General features: G+C 65.9%; 16 protein-coding genes. 1 reads left to right on the top strand and 15 read right to left on the bottom strand.

Annotated elements, in window-relative coordinates:
• Window positions 1-94: 94 nt before the first annotated feature.
• The 9 genes from ACR9ZJ_RS10705 to ACR9ZJ_RS10665 all read right to left on the bottom strand — a co-directional run bounded on the left by ACR9ZJ_RS10705 (window position 95) and on the right by ACR9ZJ_RS10665 (window position 9,360).
• Window positions 95-721: a hypothetical protein gene (locus tag ACR9ZJ_RS10705; RefSeq protein WP_481287743.1), complete on the bottom strand. Its 627-nt coding sequence runs from the start codon at window positions 719-721 to the stop codon at window positions 95-97.
• A gap of 9 nt (window positions 722-730) precedes the next feature.
• Complete coding sequence (locus ACR9ZJ_RS10700) at window positions 731-2,437, bottom strand: putative porin (protein ID WP_481287742.1); 1,707 nt, start codon at window positions 2,435-2,437, stop codon at window positions 731-733.
• A gap of 29 nt (window positions 2,438-2,466) precedes the next feature.
• Window positions 2,467-3,150, bottom strand: a complete 684-nt coding sequence (locus tag ACR9ZJ_RS10695) for an energy transducer TonB family protein (protein ID WP_481287741.1) — start codon at window positions 3,148-3,150, stop codon at window positions 2,467-2,469.
• A 4-nt stretch (window positions 3,151-3,154) separates the two neighbouring features.
• Window positions 3,155-3,562: an ExbD/TolR family protein gene (locus ACR9ZJ_RS10690; RefSeq protein ID WP_481280606.1), complete on the bottom strand. Its 408-nt coding sequence runs from the start codon at window positions 3,560-3,562 to the stop codon at window positions 3,155-3,157.
• 10 nt (window positions 3,563-3,572) lie between these two features.
• On the bottom strand, window positions 3,573-5,348 hold the full coding sequence (locus ACR9ZJ_RS10685; RefSeq protein ID WP_481287740.1) for a DUF2341 domain-containing protein: 1,776 nt from the start codon (window positions 5,346-5,348) through the stop codon (window positions 3,573-3,575).
• A gap of 37 nt (window positions 5,349-5,385) precedes the next feature.
• Window positions 5,386-6,996 (bottom strand): ShlB/FhaC/HecB family hemolysin secretion/activation protein, encoded by a 1,611-nt coding sequence (locus ACR9ZJ_RS10680; protein ID WP_481287739.1) that lies wholly within the window; start codon window positions 6,994-6,996, stop codon window positions 5,386-5,388.
• 140 nt (window positions 6,997-7,136) lie between these two features.
• Window positions 7,137-8,105: a FecR family protein gene (locus ACR9ZJ_RS10675; RefSeq protein WP_481287747.1), complete on the bottom strand. Its 969-nt coding sequence runs from the start codon at window positions 8,103-8,105 to the stop codon at window positions 7,137-7,139.
• 5 nt (window positions 8,106-8,110) lie between these two features.
• Entirely contained in the window at window positions 8,111-8,647 is a 537-nt protein-coding gene (locus ACR9ZJ_RS10670; protein ID WP_481280609.1) for an RNA polymerase sigma factor, read from the bottom strand.
• A gap of 2 nt (window positions 8,648-8,649) precedes the next feature.
• The gene (locus ACR9ZJ_RS10665) at window positions 8,650-9,360 is read right to left on the bottom strand and encodes an STN domain-containing protein (protein ID WP_481287738.1); all 711 of its coding nucleotides are present in this window, start codon (window positions 9,358-9,360) and stop codon (window positions 8,650-8,652) included.
• Window positions 9,361-9,549: 189 nt separating this feature from the next.
• Between ACR9ZJ_RS10665 and ACR9ZJ_RS10660 the strand changes: the two genes are divergently transcribed.
• Entirely contained in the window at window positions 9,550-9,909 is a 360-nt protein-coding gene (locus ACR9ZJ_RS10660) for a hypothetical protein (RefSeq protein WP_481280611.1), read from the top strand.
• A gap of 16 nt (window positions 9,910-9,925) precedes the next feature.
• Here ACR9ZJ_RS10660 and gspD read toward each other — a convergent pair whose 3' ends face one another.
• The 6 genes from gspD to ACR9ZJ_RS10630 form a co-directional block, all read right to left on the bottom strand.
• Entirely contained in the window at window positions 9,926-12,253 is a 2,328-nt protein-coding gene (gene gspD / locus ACR9ZJ_RS10655) for a type II secretion system secretin GspD (protein WP_481287737.1), read from the bottom strand.
• 90 nt (window positions 12,254-12,343) lie between these two features.
• The gene (locus tag ACR9ZJ_RS10650; RefSeq protein ID WP_481287736.1) at window positions 12,344-13,213 is read right to left on the bottom strand and encodes a type II secretion system minor pseudopilin; all 870 of its coding nucleotides are present in this window, start codon (window positions 13,211-13,213) and stop codon (window positions 12,344-12,346) included.
• Window positions 13,210-13,872 (bottom strand): prepilin-type N-terminal cleavage/methylation domain-containing protein, encoded by a 663-nt coding sequence (locus tag ACR9ZJ_RS10645; RefSeq protein WP_481287735.1) that lies wholly within the window; start codon window positions 13,870-13,872, stop codon window positions 13,210-13,212. Before ACR9ZJ_RS10645 ends, ACR9ZJ_RS10650 begins: the two co-directional genes overlap by 4 nt.
• Complete coding sequence (locus ACR9ZJ_RS10640; protein WP_481280597.1) at window positions 13,869-14,303, bottom strand: prepilin-type cleavage/methylation domain-containing protein; 435 nt, start codon at window positions 14,301-14,303, stop codon at window positions 13,869-13,871. The genes ACR9ZJ_RS10645 and ACR9ZJ_RS10640 overlap by 4 nt, the downstream gene beginning before the upstream one ends.
• Window positions 14,304-14,398: 95 nt before the next feature.
• Window positions 14,399-15,406, bottom strand: a complete 1,008-nt coding sequence (locus tag ACR9ZJ_RS10635) for a YVTN family beta-propeller repeat protein (protein WP_481287734.1) — start codon at window positions 15,404-15,406, stop codon at window positions 14,399-14,401.
• Window positions 15,407-15,538: 132 nt separating this feature from the next.
• Window positions 15,539-16,155: hypothetical protein (locus tag ACR9ZJ_RS10630; RefSeq protein ID WP_481287733.1), on the bottom strand; the 617-nt coding region annotated here is incomplete at its 5' end.

Genomic DNA, 16,155 nt, shown 5'->3' with positions numbered 1-16,155 from the left:
CGCGGGCACGTGACGGCCGCGGCCTTGGCGCGCGGTACTCGGGCAGCGACGAAAGCTCATGATCGGGATACATGGACTGCCTCGCGATGCGGTGTCATTGCCCGGCCGACGCCTGGCCGGCGCGGGGATCGAAACGCTGTTCGTAAAGCCGGTCGCCGAACGACTGCGCCGCCGCCTCCAGCTTCACCCGCGACTTCGCGGCGAACGGCTGACGCGAACCGACGATGTCGCCCATATCGATGTTCTCGTAGGCCGCGATCACTTCCTGGCCCACGCGATACATCTGTACGTTGCGGGCGGTGCAGGCATCCACCTGCCCCTTCGCCGCGTCGAGTTCCCTGGCAAGCCGCGCGCGCTCGGCTTCCGCCGTGCGCAGCGCGACCGCGGACGCATCCATGTCTGCCTTGCCTCTTTGCAGGCTGGCCTCCGCCGCCTCGCGACGCTGCCGCTCCGTGGCCAATGCGCGGCTCGCTTCCGGCGACACGGCCGACGAAGACTTCGCCCCCGCGCGCGCCGTCTCGGCTTCCTTCTTCGCGTCGTCGCGCTCCTTCTCCAGTGCGGCCTTCTCGGCGGCCCACTGCGATTGCTGCGCCTGGAGCTCCTGCAATTGCGTGCGCGTCTCGCGCAGCTGGTCGCGCATCCGGCTTTCCAGGCTGGCGCTCTGTGCGAACGCCTGGGGCAGCACGGCGAACAGCGCGATGGCGATGAGGGTGCGTTTCATGTCGCCTCCTTAGAACCGGGCATTCATTTCGAGCTGGAAGACGTCGATCGACAGCGGCGGCCCGAACACTTCCTTCGCGTTGAAATAGCGCGCGCTCAGCCAGGCATACGGCGAGATCCCGTAGCTGCCGCCGAGGATGAATCCCTTGGCATTGGTGCCACCGAGGTGGAAGTCCGTATCGGTCAGGCCGTCGAGCGTCGCGTCCGGCTGCAGGTACTTGTAGGCAAGGGCCACGTTCCAGTCGCCGGCCGCATGCGGATTCACATCGCCGAGCGTGGCCCGGACCATCCAGCCGACGGGGCCGCTCTTGTAGGTGTTCTCGCTGAAGTCGCCCGCGCCGAAATTGTTGACCAGGCGGTTCAGCCCCACGCCCGGACGGAAAGCGTCCGCACGGTGATAGGACATGTTGCGGATGTAGTCGGCCTCGAGGCGCAGCGGCGTATCGGCCACCTTCATGTCCAGCTGCGTGTTCACGTCGGCCACGTGGTAGTCGTAGACCAGGCCCACGAACTGCGGCTGGGCATAACTGCTGGGCGAGTTCGGGTCAGGCACGATGTCGCGGATCAGGAACAGCGAATTACCCTTCTGCATGAAGGCCGAGCGCGTCGCGTCGGTGTCGCAGAAATTCACGCCGAGGTAGATCGAGCACGGGGACGACAGTTCGCCACGCATATGGTCGAAGCGGTAGTAGGCGAGCGCCAGCTTCCACTGCGTATCCTCGTTGAAGCGCCACGTGCCGCCGAGCTGCGCGCCCGTCATCCACTTGTCGCGGCTCGCGTTCTTGATGCCCTGCTGCGAGGGGAAGTCGTCGGCCTGGTACTCGATCGGGAACATGCCGACGTTGGCGAACGCGCCGATCTCGTCGGTCACCGGCACATTGAACTTGCCGACGATGCCGTCGAAGTTCAGGTCGTTGGAATAGACCAGGTCGGTGCTCATGAAGGGATTGGGCATGCGTCCGCCGATCACCTGCGCCCAATCGGTCGGCTTCCACGCCAGCCAGGCCTGGTCGAGCCAGAGGTCCTTCTTGGCCAGGCCGCCACCGAGGGTCTGCGTGGTGGAGACCGGATTGTTGTCGTTGCCCGTGCCGATGCGGATGCCCGCGGTCACGTCGTTGCCCAGGTCCACGTTCACGCCCAGCCGTGCGCGGATGCGCAGCGAATTGGTGCGGTTCTCCAGGGTGTTGAGCAACGGCGGCGGGTTCGCGCCGTTGAGGTCATAGGGACCGGTACGGTTCAGTTGCGCGAAGTCCACGACCGGATAGGCGTTGCCCTTGTCGTAGTAGTGGAACTCGTCGCGCACGCGCATGTCGCCGGACCAGCTGATCCGGTCGAGCCACTCCGGCAGCTTGCCCGGCTCGGCCCAATGCTCCGTCCTGGCCTGCGCGACCACCTCCTGGCGCAGTTCGTCCTTGATCTGGTTACGCACCACTTCCGGCACGTAGGTGACACGCACCTGCCCTGGCGTGGCCGGCGCGACATTGGCCGTACCGGCCAGCTTCTGCGCCTGGGCGGCCTCGGCGTTCGCCTGCGCGATGAGGCCGTCCGCGTCCGACTGCGTCAGCACACCACGTTTCACCAGCAGGCGGACGAGGTTGATCGTGGCGTTGTCCGAGGGCGCGCTTTGCGCATGCGCCGAGCCTGCGAAGATCGCCAGGCCGATGGCGGCGGCCAAGATGGCGCGCGCGGGGCGATGGCGGGCCTTTCCGATGATCATGCGAACTCTCCGGGTGGTATTGACGGTGCTCATGCGGGACGCTTCCCGCGGATGGCCACGCGCAAGGGGAAATGCAGGGACGAGGGCGGCGCCACGTCGATGCGCGGCATCGCGCGCAAGGCGTCGATCAAGGCCTCGTCCGTTTTCGTGTTGCCGCTGGAGCCGACCAGTTCGGCGCGGGTGAGACGTCCGCCGGCGTCGAGCCAGATGTCGGCGCGCACGTCGAACACGAGGCGGTTGACCCGGTCGTCGCGCTGCACCGCCTGCTGGATCGCATAACCCAGGTACTGGTCGTAGCTGCCCGTGCCCGTGCCGGTGCCGCCACCGGAACCGACCATGCCGCCGCCGTCGCCCGCGCCGATGTTGAAGGCGTCGGTGCCGGCCTGGGCGTCACCATTGATCGTCACGTTCCTGGCGACATCGTCGCTCGGCTTGGGCGCGTCCACCGGCTTCTCCGGCTGGTCCTGCGGCTTGTCGTCGACGGGTTTCATCTCGTCTTCGAGCTTCTTCGGTTCCGGCGGCTTTTCCTTCGGCGGCGGCGGTGGTGGTGGCAAGGGCGTGATCGTGGCGATGCGCGGCGCCTCCCGCCGCACGCCGACGCTGCTGGAGGCGAAATGCCAGACCAGCGCGCCGAGCAGCAGGATGGCCACCACGCCGACCGCGGGACCGATCCAGCGGCGGCGTTGGCGACGAGGGGATGGGGACGAGGTCACGCGTTCATCCCTTCGGCGACTTGCCGGTGACCAGGCCGACCTGCGGCAGGTCCACGCGACGCAGCAGGTCGAGGATGTCCATCACCTTCTGGTACTGGACCGTGGCATCGCCCTTCACCACCACCGGGAAATCCGGCGTGATCGCCTTCAGCGAACGCAGGCGCTGCTCCAGTTCGGCGAGTGTCACCGGGTAGGCGTCGAGGAAGATCTGGCCCGTGTCCGAAATGGTGATGGCCTTGGTCTGCGGCTTGGCCATGCTCACCGCCGCGCTGGCCTTGGGCAGGTTCACCTTGATGCCCTGCACCGACGCGGTGGTCATGATGATGAAGATGACGAGCAACACGTACGCCAGGTCGAGCATCGGCGTGATGTTGATGTCGTCGTACGGCTTGTCGTCGTCTTGCGCGCGCATGATCCGATCCTCAGGCCGCGACGGCCGCCGGTTGGTTGACGCGCTGCTGCTCGGCGAGGCGCGTCACGAACTCGTCCACGAACACCTGCATGTTCGCGGTGACGTTCTTGTTGCGGATCAGCAGGTAGTTGTAGCCGAACAGTGCCGGGATCGCGACGAACAGGCCGGCCACCGTGGCGAGCAGCGCCGCGGCGATGCCGGGGGCGATCGCATTGACGTTCACGTCGCCCGCCGCGGCGATCGCCGCGAAGGTGATCATCACGCCGACCACGGTGCCGAGCAGGCCCAGGAAGGGGCCGCCGGAGATCGCGATGGTGAGCAGCACCATCGACCTGGACAGGGCCTGGTTCTCGCGGACCAGCACCGAATCCATGGTGGCGCGGATCGCCTCGATGGACTCCGATGCGATGTGATCCTGGCCATCCTCGTCGCGGCGGTTCCACACTTCGGCGGCGCCGACCTTGTAGAGACGATAGAGCGAGGCATCCTGCAACCGCGACGCGGTGGCATCGCGCGACAGCGCGAGGATGTTGCGGCCCTGCTGGCGGAAGGCGTCGAGGAAATCCTCGTTCGCGCGGGTCACCTTGTTGACATAGGCCGCACGCTGCCACATGACCACCCAGGAGATCGCCGCCATGACGAGCAGGATGCCGATCACCACCCAGGCATCGGCGGTCACGGATTTCACGATGATGCCGAAATAGCCGAAGCCCACGCCGGACTGCTTCTCGTCGGCGCCATAGGTGAGCAACTTCGATTCGGCGCCCTGGGTCTGCGCGTCGACCGCGATGGCGACGGCGGGACGGGCGATCCGCGAGAGGCGCACTTCGTCCATCAGGCCGGCGAACGGCACGAAGGATTCAGCCTGGCCGGCGATGTCGCCGCCGAGGGTGGCCTGGCTGGTCATCGCGGGGAGCTTCGTCCCCAGCTTCGCGTAAGGCTTGCCGTCGACGTACAGTTCGACATCGCTGCCCGTGGCGGTGACGGCCAGATGCGTCCATGCACCGGCCTTGAGCGGTTCACCGGCGGCGCTGGTGGCGTCGTTCACCTGGACGAAGGGCACGCCGTTGTCGAGCCCGACCAGCAGTTTCTGCTCGCCCTGGCGGCGTGCATAGACCAGCGTACGCCCCGCCGGCAACGTGTCGGGCTTGATCCATGCGCTGAACGTGAAGCTGCCGCCCTCGGCGACATTCATCGAGACACTGCCCGGCAGGGTGACGATCTTCGAACCGTCGAAGCGCGCGGCCTTGCCGATGATGCCGTCGGCGGTGAGGATATCGTTCCCCACGGCGTTGTTCGCGTAGGCGGTGGCGTCCTGTGGCGGCGTACCCGCGGCTTCCTCGAAGTGGTAGACGGCGGCGTAATCGGCATCGAACACGGCGCCGGCTCTCTCGGCGCCCTGCGCCTTGGGGTTGCCGTAGTACATCCAGACCTGCTGCTGGCTGTCCGCGCCGAGCTGCGGCACGTCCACCCAGACCAGGGCCACGCCCAGCACCGGGTCGAAGCTCTCGACCTGATAGTTCAGCGGGGTCTTGTCGTCGGCCGCGACGAAGCGAACGTCGGCGCCGGTCTCGGACACGCCGTCGAAAGTGAAATTGCCCGAATGCAGGCGCACCAGCAGCGGGGTGCGGCCGACGGCGGTCGTCACGTTGCCACCCTTGGCCGTCGTGTCGATGGTGATCGCCTTGCGGAAGGCGAAGTCCTGGTTCCACCACGAGGCGTCGGCGTAAGCCGCCGGCACCCAGCCGATGAGAAGCAAGCAGGTCAGGAACAAGAGTCGAGTCACGGTGATACCCCTGGATGTCTGTGGTCCGACCTGCCGGTCAGAGATCCGCTTTGAGTGAGAAATGAATGCGAGTGTCGTGTGCGCGCGTCGCCTGCCCGTCCTTGAACGGATAGGCCACCTCGAACGCGCCGGTGGCGATGTTGAATAGCTGGAAGCGCGTGCCCAGGCCCGCGCTGGACAGGTCGTAGCTGTTCACGCGCGTGCTGCCGGCCGCCGGATCGGCCGGGTCGACGAGGCTGGGCAGCGCGTTCATCAGCACGAGGTGCGCCGCGTCGACGAAGGCGTGGAAGCGCCAGTCGTTCACCCATGTGCCGAGGTGCGCTGCGATCGACGGCGTACGCAATTCGATGGAGCCCGTGACGCCATGGTCGGCGGTTTGCTCCGCTTCGAGGTAACCGCGCACGCTGCTCTGCCCGCCCGCCGCGTATTGTTCGCTGGAGATCAACGACGAATTCGACAGCTGCAGGCCCAGCCGCCCGGCGAGGCTGAAGCCGTTGGCGAAGTTCCGCGTGTGGCCGCCGTCGAACTTCATGTAGAAGAAGTTGGCCCGCGCCTTGTAGCGCTGGTTGTCGAACTCCGCCGCGTTGCTGCCGCCGGCACGGAAACCGAGGGTGCCGCCGATCGCGATGGTGCTGATCGAGGTTTCGCCGATCGACTGGCCCTGGTACGTGACGTTGAGCGGGATGTAAGTGATCGGGGCCTTCGAGGTCTGGCCTGAAAGGCTGATGTTCTGGTCGAAGTGCTTGCGGGTGAGGCCCATCGACAACGATTGCGAGTACTCGCCGTGCGTCGGCAGCGTACGGATGAAACTGAAGCCCACCGCGTTGCCCTTGCCCAGCACCGTCGTGCCACCGACGGCATTGGCGTTGCTGTTGGACTTGTAGCCCGAGGCCAGCACGCTCCAGTCGCCGCCGAGCGGAACCAGATAGGAGCCGGCCCAGACCTCGGCCGCGTTCCTGTCCTGCGGCGCGACGATATAGGTGAGCGAAGCCGCGTGGCCGTCCTGGAACAGGTTGTCGTCGCGCACGCTGGCCACGGTGCGCAACTCGGGCGTGTTGACGCTGTGGTCGTTGTTGACTTCCAGGCTCGCGTGCCACGGCGAGCTGTCGGTGACCTTCAGGGTCACGTCCATCGTCTGCGGTAGCTTGCCGGGCGTGAGCACGGGCACCACCTGGCTGCCGCCACGGCGATTGACGTCGGTGAGCTGCTGCTGGGCCTGGGTGAAGTTCGGTACCTCGCCCTCGCGCAAGGCGGGGACCGCGTCACGGATGTCCTTGGGCGAACGGTAGGTCGCGCCTTCGACACGCACGCGGCCGATGGCGTTCTCGGTCACCTGGAAACGGATGACCCCGCCCTTCACCTGCTGCGGCGGAAGGTCGACCACCACCGACTGGAAGCCGCGTGCCTGGTAGGCCTTCTGCAAGGCCTCTCGCGCGGCACCGACGTCGTTCATCGACTTGCCCGGCCCCAGGAAGGGATAGACCGCCGTCTCGATATCCAGCGGCTGCAGCGTCGTGTTGCCATCGACGACGTATTCGTTGACGTCGAACGAGGTCGGCGCGTCCTGGGCGCCCGCGTCAATCGCCAGTCCCAGCGAGATGGCCAGCGCGAACGCATTGGCGCGCCAAGGGTTCGCGATACGCGTCATGCGTTCACCCGTACTGCTCGTGTAGCCACGCGGACTTTCCCCTGATGTTCCCGTTTGCCCACAAGACGCATGGGCAGCGGTGGCACTGAACCGCTGTCACGAAAAATTCATGGGCCGGCGGTGCCGGCCCGGGAAAGCATTCAGCTCAGCAGCACCCAGCCGCCGGGGAGGTGCGTCGCATGCGCGCCGTAGGCGTCCTGGATGAGCGTGGCGACGTCGGCCATCTGGTCGAGCGTGAAGCGCGCATGCACGCGCCGCTCGCCGAGCGCATGGTCGGTGATGACGATGCGGCCGGGACGATAGCGGTTGATGTCCGCGACGACATCGGCCAATGGCTGGTTGTCGTAGATCAGCACACGCTGGCGCCAGGCGAGCGCGGTGTCCGGGTTCACCGCCACGGCGGGCGCCATGCCATGGTCGTCGAACGCCACTTGCTGGGCCGGCTTCACCTCGGTCCTGGCCGCGCCCAGCGTGAGCACCGCGTGCCCGTCGAGGCATGTCACCGCGGCTTCGCGGTCGATGCAGCGTACGGCGAACGACGTGCCCGGCGTGGAGATCAGGGTCGCGTCGGCCAGTTCGACGACGAAAGGCGACGTGCGCGAGGCGTCGACGCGGACCACGGCCTCGCCACTGCGCAGGCGCATGCCCGTGACGGCCTTGCCGCTGCCACGCAGCCCGATATCGGTCGCCGTGTTCATTTCCACCGTGACGCCCCGCACCACTTCGACACTACGCTGCTCACCGACCGCCGTGCGCAGCCGCGAGCCATCCGCCGCGCCGGGCATGAGGTCCGTGCCGTAGCGCCCGATCAGCACGGCGGCGACCGACGCGCTGACCGCCGTGGCGAGGAACATCCGGCGGTTCATGCGTACGCCATGGCGAGGCGCGGATGGCTGCTCCCGATCCATGCGCTCGGCCCGTCGGGCGATGGCGGGCCCCAGGTCCTCCCACATGCGCCGCGTGCGGGCGAAGGCGGCGGCATGCTGCTCGTTCGCCTGGCACCAGCGACGGAACGCCTCACCGTCCTCACGGGTGGCCGCCCCCGAGGTCAGGTGGACGAGCCAGGCCCGGGCCTGGCGCTCGCTTTCGTGGATGCTGGTCGTTCCCATATCGCTCAAGACGGATCTCCGGCACCCGGACCGAACCGCTGAACGGATTTGCGTCCCACTTTTGTGGCACAGGTCTCAAGTGCCTTCTTCAATTCCTTTCCCACCATGCGCACCGAGATGCCGTGGCGGGCCGCGATGGCCGCCTGCGGCTGCTCGTCGACCCGCGCCGCGATGAGGATCTCGCGCTGGCGGCGGGTGAGCATGTCCAGCGCCTCGGCGAGGGCGGCGAGGTCCTGCCGCGAAGCGAGCACGGTGGGTGGGTCGAGTTGGTCGTCCGCGCCGTGCACCAGCTCGTCGATCTCCTCGCCCGTCAACAGGCGGCTGGAGGAACGATGGTGATCGGCCGCCATGTTCAGCGCCATGCGGAACAGGTAACCGGTGGGATGCGTCGCTCGCTCAACGTTGGGATCGAGCCGCTCCACGCGCAGGTAGGTTTCCTGGAGCACGTCGTCGACCAGGTCGTCCGACCGCAAACGGCGGCGCAGCCGGCGACGGAAGTCCTCGTAGTTGTCGAGGAAGAGCCCGAGCAGCGAGGTTTCCATCGTCAGCCCTCCCTTGCGCGGTGGGCCCGGCAAGCGCCGTCGGCCTTGACCGAGGGTGTCAGCAAGACCGTCACGGGACTGGATCGATGGACATCCGCCGGCAGGCGCAATGAACGAAGCGCGGCGAGCACCCGGCCGTCACGCCGCGGGTCGTCGGAAGCGGCCAGCGCCGCCACGTCGGTCACGCCGCCGTCGTTGCCGATCCACAGCTGCATGGCCAACCGGAACCCGCCTGGCCGCGTGTCCTCGTGCGCGCACAGGGTCCGCTCCACCGCCACCTGCACGGCACGCGCGGAACGCTCGTCGAGCATGTCGCCGACAGGAGCGGCGTCGTGGCGCGGCGCGGCGCCGCCGTCCGCCGGGGCCTGGCTGGATGCGGTGACGGTGAAGGCGTTCATCGAGGAAAAGTGCGCCACGAGCCCCGTGCCCACGAGCAGGATGCCCAACGCGTCGCGCGGCGCGGCCACGCCGTGAAGCCCCTGCGACCGCTTCTCCGCGACAAGGCCGTCGTCGAACAGCACGGCGATACCCGTGGCTTCGCTGAAAGCGCGTAACGCGGTGGCGAGCGCTTGAGCGTCGATGTCGAAGCGCGTGGGCGCATGCGTTTCTTCCGACCCCTGTGGCTGTCCCGCGTTGATGCGCACCTGCGACGCCGACCACGGCGACGCAAGCAGGGCCATGCACGCGACAAGCGCGAGGACGCTGCGTGCCACGGTCATTCCTCACGCATGAGCGGACGGGACGGGAACTCGTCTTCGGGGGAAGGCTAGGCGCGCCAGATGACACAACGACGCTATTTCAGTGACAGGATTAATGACCGTCGCATGACACCGCCCGATTCGCTTACCGATGCAACCGGTTACGTGCTATCTGGTGTGGATGGCCAGACGGAGGGAATCATCATGCGTATTCGGCAAGTCCTCGCCATGGGCCTGGCTCTCGCGCCTCCCTGCGCGATGGCGCAATCGGTCGTGGACCTGCCAGGCGTGCACGCCGCCGCGAACGCGGGCTGCGTCGAACCCGCCGATGCGGCGTCGGCGGGACTTTCCTATGCCTGCCTGAGCCGCCTGATGGCGGCCGATGCGGTGCCATCGGGCACGCCCGTCATCGATGCAGGGATGAGCCGGCGGCCGACCAACACGCTGGGCCTCTATAACGCCGCCGGCCTGCAACACCGCATGGGGCCGAACCTGGGGGTGTCGGTGCAGCCGTATCGGCCGAAGCCCACCTACCCTACGCCGCTGGTCGGCCCGGCACGTTAGCCGGGACGGGCGCGCCTCAAGGCTTGCCCAGCGGCAGAACCGTGGCGGGTTCGCCACTGCCCAGCTTCGCATCGGCGCGAACCGGCCGCAGCGATTCGAACTTCCGCTGGTACTCGTCCGTCACCTGCTTGGCTTCCTCGCCGTTGCTGATCACCCGTGGCGTGATCAGCACGATCAGTTCGGTGCGATCGCGACCGCGGGTCGTCTGGCCGAACAGGCGTCCAAAGACCGGGATGCGATTGAGGCCAGGGATGCCGGTGTCGGTGACACCTTCCTGCTGCTTGATGAGACCGCCCAGCAAGACCGTCTGTCCGCTCTGGACCGCCACCTGGGTGGCGACCTCGCGCTGCTGAATGGGGAAATTGCCCGTCGTCGCGTCCTTCTGGCCCGGAGCGCTCACCACCTGGTTGATGTTCATGTACACCAGGCCACCCGGATTCACGCGCGGGCGCACGTTGAGGATCACACCGGTGTCCTTGTACTCCACCTGGCCGATCGTGTTGTCCGTGTTGGCGCTGGTGTTGACGAAGGTCTGCGTGATGGGAATCTGGTCGCCGACCTGGATGTGCGCTTTCTGGTTGTTCAGCACCACCAGCGACGGAGCCGACAAGGTCTTCGTGTTGCCGCTGGTTTCCATCGCGCGCAGCGCGACGGCGAGGTTGTTGTTGACGAACGAGTAGAAGAAGCTGTCGGTATTCGGGTTGTAGACGTTGCCACCGTTGCCCAGTGCCCACTGCTGCTTGTTGCCCGGTTGCCCCACCGAGCCGTTGGTGCCGCCGACCAGGCCTTCCAGGTACCACTGCACGCCGAACTGGAAATCGCCGGTCAAGGCCACTTCGAGGATACGGGTCTCGATCTGCACTTGCAGCGGCACGGCATCCAGGCGCTTGATCGCCTGTTCGATCTCCGTCCACTGCGACGGACGGCAGCGCACCATCAGCTGGTTGTTCGCATCCACCGAGGTGATGCGCACGCCTTCGTCCGTCGTGACCGGCCCGTTACGCTGGCGACGCGACGAGGTGTCGTCGTCACCGAACCCGCTGCCGGCGAAACCGCTGCCCGAGCCGAACGAGGAACCGCCACTCATGCCGGAGGACGAGCCGTTGAGGCCGCTGTTGTTCGTGGTGTTGAGCAGGCCTGAATTCGACGACGAACTGTTGCCGAAACCGCCCGTGGTGCTACCGAGGCCCGAGCCGCCACGATTGCCGAGGTCGCTGTCGCCGCCGAGGGTGCCGGAACTGAGCCCCGGCCCGACCTTGCCGCCGCGATCGCCGGAACCGCCACCGCTGGAGCCGCCGCCATAGATGTCGGACAGGTAATCGGCGAGATCGGCGGCCTGCACGTTGCGCACGTCGTACACATAAAGTTGTGGCTCGTTGCCGCCGCCCCGGTCGATGCGATCGATCCAGCTCCTCACCTCGTCGAGGTACACGGGCTGGGGACTGATCACCACGAGGGAATTGGTCCGCTCGATGGGGATGAAGCGAAGCATGCCGGCCATCGGCGTGTTGCCCTTCTCACCGAACAGTTTGTCGAGCGTTGGCGTCAGGTCCTTCACTTCCGCGCGTTGCAGGCTGAACACGCCCACCGACATGCCGCGCAGCCAATCCACGTCGAAGGTCTGCACCGTGCGCTGGTAGTTCTCCAGTTCGGTCGGCGTGCCGGCCATCACCAACACGTTGCGCGTGGGGTCGGCCAGCAAGGTGGCATCGGGCCGTGCGAAGGGCTTGATCAGTTTCTGCATCTCGGTCGCCGAGATGAAGCGCAGGGGAAACAGGCGCGCCTGCAGGCCGCCCGGCGGTGCGGTGGCGCCCATGCTCGGCACGAGGTTGCCCGCCACCGCGTCCTTCGCGGGCATGACCACGTAGCGGTCGCCGTTCCGCACCAATGCGTTCCCGGTCCACGACAGCAACGTCTCCAGGATGGGAAGCGCCTGGTCGGTGGTGACCGGCTGCGAGGTCGAGAAAGAAATGTTGCCTTGCACACCCGGAACGATCGAATAGTTCTCGTGCAGGAGGTCGCCCACGATGGCCTTCACCACCGACTCCACGGGCTGGTTCTCGAAATTGAAGGTCACCGTGCCCGCACCCGCGGCCACCGGTTTCGGCTTGGGCAAGCCCACCGCCTTGACGAATTCACCCGTGCCCGTGGTGACGTCGGGCTGCGTGACCGCAGGGATTTGCGGATTCGTCGTGCCTATCGTCAACGGCTTGGGCACCGGCTTCTCCGTGCCGGCCAGCGCTTCGCGCTGGAGCGATCCGTCGTCGCGCGGCTGGGGCAGCGTCGAGCATCCTGCCAGCACGACCACCCATGCGGCGACGCCGATCGTAAGAAAGCGTGTCATGCAAGAACCATCATGGTTATCGAGGCCTGCGAGAGTGGCGGGTGCGTGTTGCCGTGCCGTGACGTGGCAGGAGTATGCCGTAGGAATCGCCTACAGGTTCTTTTCAGACGAACGTTCCGCCCAGCGCACGATGCGATAAGGCCGCGGATTCCCGGGTTCGCTATGCATGATGAGGGTGACATCGAGGGTCAGCGCCGGCCCTTCGGCCAGTTGCGCCCGCGACGTGATACTGACGATCCCGCTGAAACCCTTCGCCGCGTTGCCCGATCCCGTCCCGGGAAGCATCGGCAGCGCGGAAGCGCCCGGCGGTAACGCTCTCACCTGATCGACGTAAGATCTTGCGGCCTCCGGCCCGGCGCCGGTAACCGCGGCCACGACCGCCGGGGCGGCATGGGCGAGATTCGGTGGATCGGGAGTCCACAACGTCAGGAACGGAACGATCCTCTCGACGGCATCGGCGCTGATCCCAGGCACCCGGTAGAGTTCGTCGATGCTGCTGAATCCGCCTTTCGCCAGCAACAACGACGCTTGCATGTGACCCCGCGTTCCCCAACTGGCGATGGCCGCTTGAAACCGCGGTACCAGCGAGGGACCCACGCCCGAAGCCGACAGTAGCCGCCCGATGAGTTCAGGCGGCGCCGTGTTGAGGTTGACCTTGCCATCCTCGTCGCTGATATCCAGTCGCACGTCGGCACGACCCAACCGAAAGCCATAAGCCCGACCGTCCGCGATCCAGCGCTGCGTGTCTTCCCGCGCATTCAACATGAACACGGCGCGTTCGATGCCCGCCTCCGCCGCATAGAACGCCTCCAGCCGCAGCGACTGCCCACGCGCCTGCGTGCTCTCCACGCGGGCACTCGTCGCCAGTGCGCCAAGGGTGATCGCCGCCAACGTGCAGCCCCAAAGGACCACCAGCAAGGCCACGCCGCGTTGCTTCATGTTCCAGGGAAAGGCTTTCATCGCTTTCCGTCCGCCGACGTCAATCGCGCCATGGCTTCGCGTGCATCGATCGCGGCGGGGTCCATCCGCAAGGGGACAGCGATCGTCGGCCACTTCATCCCGCCGGCCAACGTCAGTTCGAGGCCGATCATGGAAGGCAGGCGATCGCCGTACGGCCATGTGTCCTGCCATGACACCGGATTGCCCTCGTCATCGACGCCGCTATAGACGAAGCGCCCGGACGACACATGATCGACCAGGACCTCCGGCTGCGACGGGACGACCTGTGCGGCATCGCGCGACGCCAGCGGTGCGAACTCGGCCTGCAACCGCAAGTCGCCATCGCGCCCGACCAACGCCAGGCGCTGGAGCTGAAGACCGCTCTTCGACAGATAGCCGGGCCCCGGCGCGACGAAGGTGACCTCACCGGCCGTCCCACGAACCACGATGGGGTGCTTATCGGCACGCAACGCCCACGGGTACGCCAGGGCGGTGGACAACGCCCGCCGCACATGCATCTGCGCGGCCCTTATCTGGTCGAGCCGTTCGGTCACGGCCATGCCGGCACGCGTGGATTGCGTCATCGTCTGCAACGCCGCGGTCACGCCCAGCAGCAGCAACGCCAACAGGGCGAGCGCCGCGAGTGTTTCCATGAGACTGAAACCCGCCTGGCTCTTCACGAATCCCCCGAGGCATATACGGAAACCTTGGGTACGCGCGGCTTCTCGGACACGGTACGCAGGGTCTCGAAGCGGGAGGACAGGGTTTTTCCGCCCACGTCCCACTCGACGGTCAACTCGATCCTGTAAAGATGCATCGGAACCAGGGTGGCGACGGTTGCCGTATCCGCCGGAGTGCTCACCTTCATCGTCCAGCGATAGGTATCGTCGAATCGCCCCGTATGCACGCCCTCCGAAGGAAACTCGGCCACGAACGTACGATCGAGCAGGCCGTTCGCCCAGAGCGATGCTTGCGTGTAATCCGCCGCACGTGCGTTCAGGGCGACGGATGAACCGGTCGCGCGCATGAGCGCGCCGAAACACAAGGCCAGCAGGACCAAAGCCGCCAGCGTTTCAAGCAGGCTGAAACCTTCGCTTCGCGTACCGCGCATGCGTCCCCTCCTTAGTCCCATCGAGCATGCGATCGGAAGGTTTCGGACCGATGACGGCCATCTCATCCGGGATGGCCGTTTTTTCACTGGCTACTTCACCACTGCGGCTGGGTAGCCACCGCGGCGGGAACGCTACCGACATTCACGGTGGCGATCACCTTGTTGGTATACGGGTTGATGACCGAAACGGTATTCGACCCGGCATTGGCCACATAGACGCGACCGGTGCTGTCGCTGACCGCAATGGACTGCGGTGTATTTTCAACGGATACCGTCGCGATCACGCTCTTGTTGAGCGGGTTGATGACGGAAACGGTGTTGTCGACCGAGTTGGAGACGTACACCGGAAGCCCGATGGGGCTCGTGGCGACGGCCTCGGCGCCGTTTCCAGCCGTCAGCGTGGCGGTCACCTTGTTGGTGAACGCATCGATCACGGACACGTTGTTCGAGCCGGCATTGGCGACGTACACACGGGCGCCCAAGGGGCCGATGCCCAGGCCGGATGGCGTGGTTCCGACCGGTACCGTCGCGATCACTTCGTTGGTACGCGAGTTGATCACCGACACGGTGTTGTCGCCGGTATTTCCCGTGTACACGCGGGCTCCGTTGGGGCTGACCGCGATGCTGAAAGGTGCGCTACCCACCGGAACCGTGGCGACGACGGCGTTGGTCGCCGTATCGATCACGGAAACAGTGTTCTCGTTGGCATTGGCAACGTACACATCGGATCCATCGGGGCTGACCGCCACGGCCACGGGCGTGTTCTGCACCGGCACCATGGCGGTCACGGCGTTCGTGGCCGCGTCGATCACCGAGACGGTGTTGTCCAGGGCGTTGGCCACATACACACCGGAGCCATCGGGGCTGACCGCGATGCCCAGCGGATTAGCACCCACCGGCACCGTGGCGGTCACGGTATTGGTCACCGTATCGATCACGGAAACGGTGTTGTCGATTTCGTTCGCCACGTAGGCGTTCTTGTTATGCGCCGCCGCGGGCAATGCCATCCCCGCCATGAGCAAGGGAATGGCGCAGCGGGCAGCGGGGGCGAGCCAGCGCTTCGTCGCCTGGCGGTTCTTGATCGTCGATCGTCCGGTCGTCATGGCTGTACCTCAGTAGTGGAATATGGATGCCGTATGACATCCGAAGAAGTAGTTCTTGCTAAGCATCGAATTCGTGCTACATGCAGCCTTTCATACATGACTCAAGGACAAGTCCTTATCACTCAGCGCAATTCATGGATTGACACATGCGTCAACTGCGTCCTGATTTAGCAAGGGTCCGCCAAACAAAAAGGCGTAACCGGTATTAGGTCCGATGGTGTTTACGCTGGAATGATCCCCGTATGCAGAACCGATCAGTCCACGCACGGCTGTCACATCCGCACCATTACCCTGATAGTTGGCGATCAAGTACGACACACCCATGATTGGATAACGCGAAGTAATATTGGCGTAGGCTGCGGGATCGATTAGAAGAAGGCATCGTGGTGCAACACTCGGTGTAACTGCGACGACGATTGGACGGCCACTCTTAATATCCGGAACCGTCGAAAGAGCTCGGTCGATAAGCCAAAGGACGGCCAGCGAACCTGGGAAGTCGGCATACGGGTCCTTGCCGCCGACCATGGCATATTTGACATGTGGCACGTTGGGAGCGGCTGCCTTCAGGTTGGCCGATTCGGCGTAGCCGATCGTACCGTCGGCACTCTCGACGGCGGCGACGACGGCCGGGCTGCCGCCGACACCCACCCAGCCGGTCGGGATGGTCGACTGGTACTGGCTGATCGCCGTGGCGAACGACTGGTCGACGATGAAGTGCTGCGAGGCCGTGCCGGCGCAGGCGGCGGCCA

Source organism: Luteibacter sp. KNZ12-1A, from assembly GCF_056755675.1.
Note: the sequence above shows the minus strand (reverse complement) of the source record. Positions and strands in the feature narration are given on the sequence as shown.

Excerpts from the sequence above, each read along its gene's own strand:
- ACR9ZJ_RS10705 (WP_481287743.1), bottom strand. The coding sequence starts at position 721 with ATGAAACGCACCCTCATCGCCATCGCGCTGTTCGCCGTGCTGCCCCAG.
- ACR9ZJ_RS10700 (WP_481287742.1), bottom strand. The coding sequence starts at position 2,437 with ATGATCATCGGAAAGGCCCGCCATCGCCCCGCGCGCGCCATCTTGGCC.
- ACR9ZJ_RS10690 (WP_481280606.1), bottom strand. The coding sequence starts at position 3,562 with ATGCGCGCGCAAGACGACGACAAGCCGTACGACGACATCAACATCACG.
- ACR9ZJ_RS10680 (WP_481287739.1), bottom strand. The coding sequence starts at position 6,996 with ATGACGCGTATCGCGAACCCTTGGCGCGCCAATGCGTTCGCGCTGGCC.
- ACR9ZJ_RS10675 (WP_481287747.1), bottom strand. The coding sequence starts at position 8,105 with ATGGGAACGACCAGCATCCACGAAAGCGAGCGCCAGGCCCGGGCCTGG.
- ACR9ZJ_RS10670 (WP_481280609.1), bottom strand. The coding sequence starts at position 8,647 with ATGGAAACCTCGCTGCTCGGGCTCTTCCTCGACAACTACGAGGACTTC.
- ACR9ZJ_RS10660 (WP_481280611.1), top strand. The coding sequence starts at position 9,550 with ATGCGTATTCGGCAAGTCCTCGCCATGGGCCTGGCTCTCGCGCCTCCC.
- gspD (WP_481287737.1), bottom strand. The coding sequence starts at position 12,253 with ATGACACGCTTTCTTACGATCGGCGTCGCCGCATGGGTGGTCGTGCTG.
- ACR9ZJ_RS10650 (WP_481287736.1), bottom strand. The coding sequence starts at position 13,213 with ATGAAAGCCTTTCCCTGGAACATGAAGCAACGCGGCGTGGCCTTGCTG.
- ACR9ZJ_RS10640 (WP_481280597.1), bottom strand. The coding sequence starts at position 14,303 with ATGCGCGGTACGCGAAGCGAAGGTTTCAGCCTGCTTGAAACGCTGGCG.
- ACR9ZJ_RS10635 (WP_481287734.1), bottom strand. The coding sequence starts at position 15,406 with ATGACGACCGGACGATCGACGATCAAGAACCGCCAGGCGACGAAGCGC.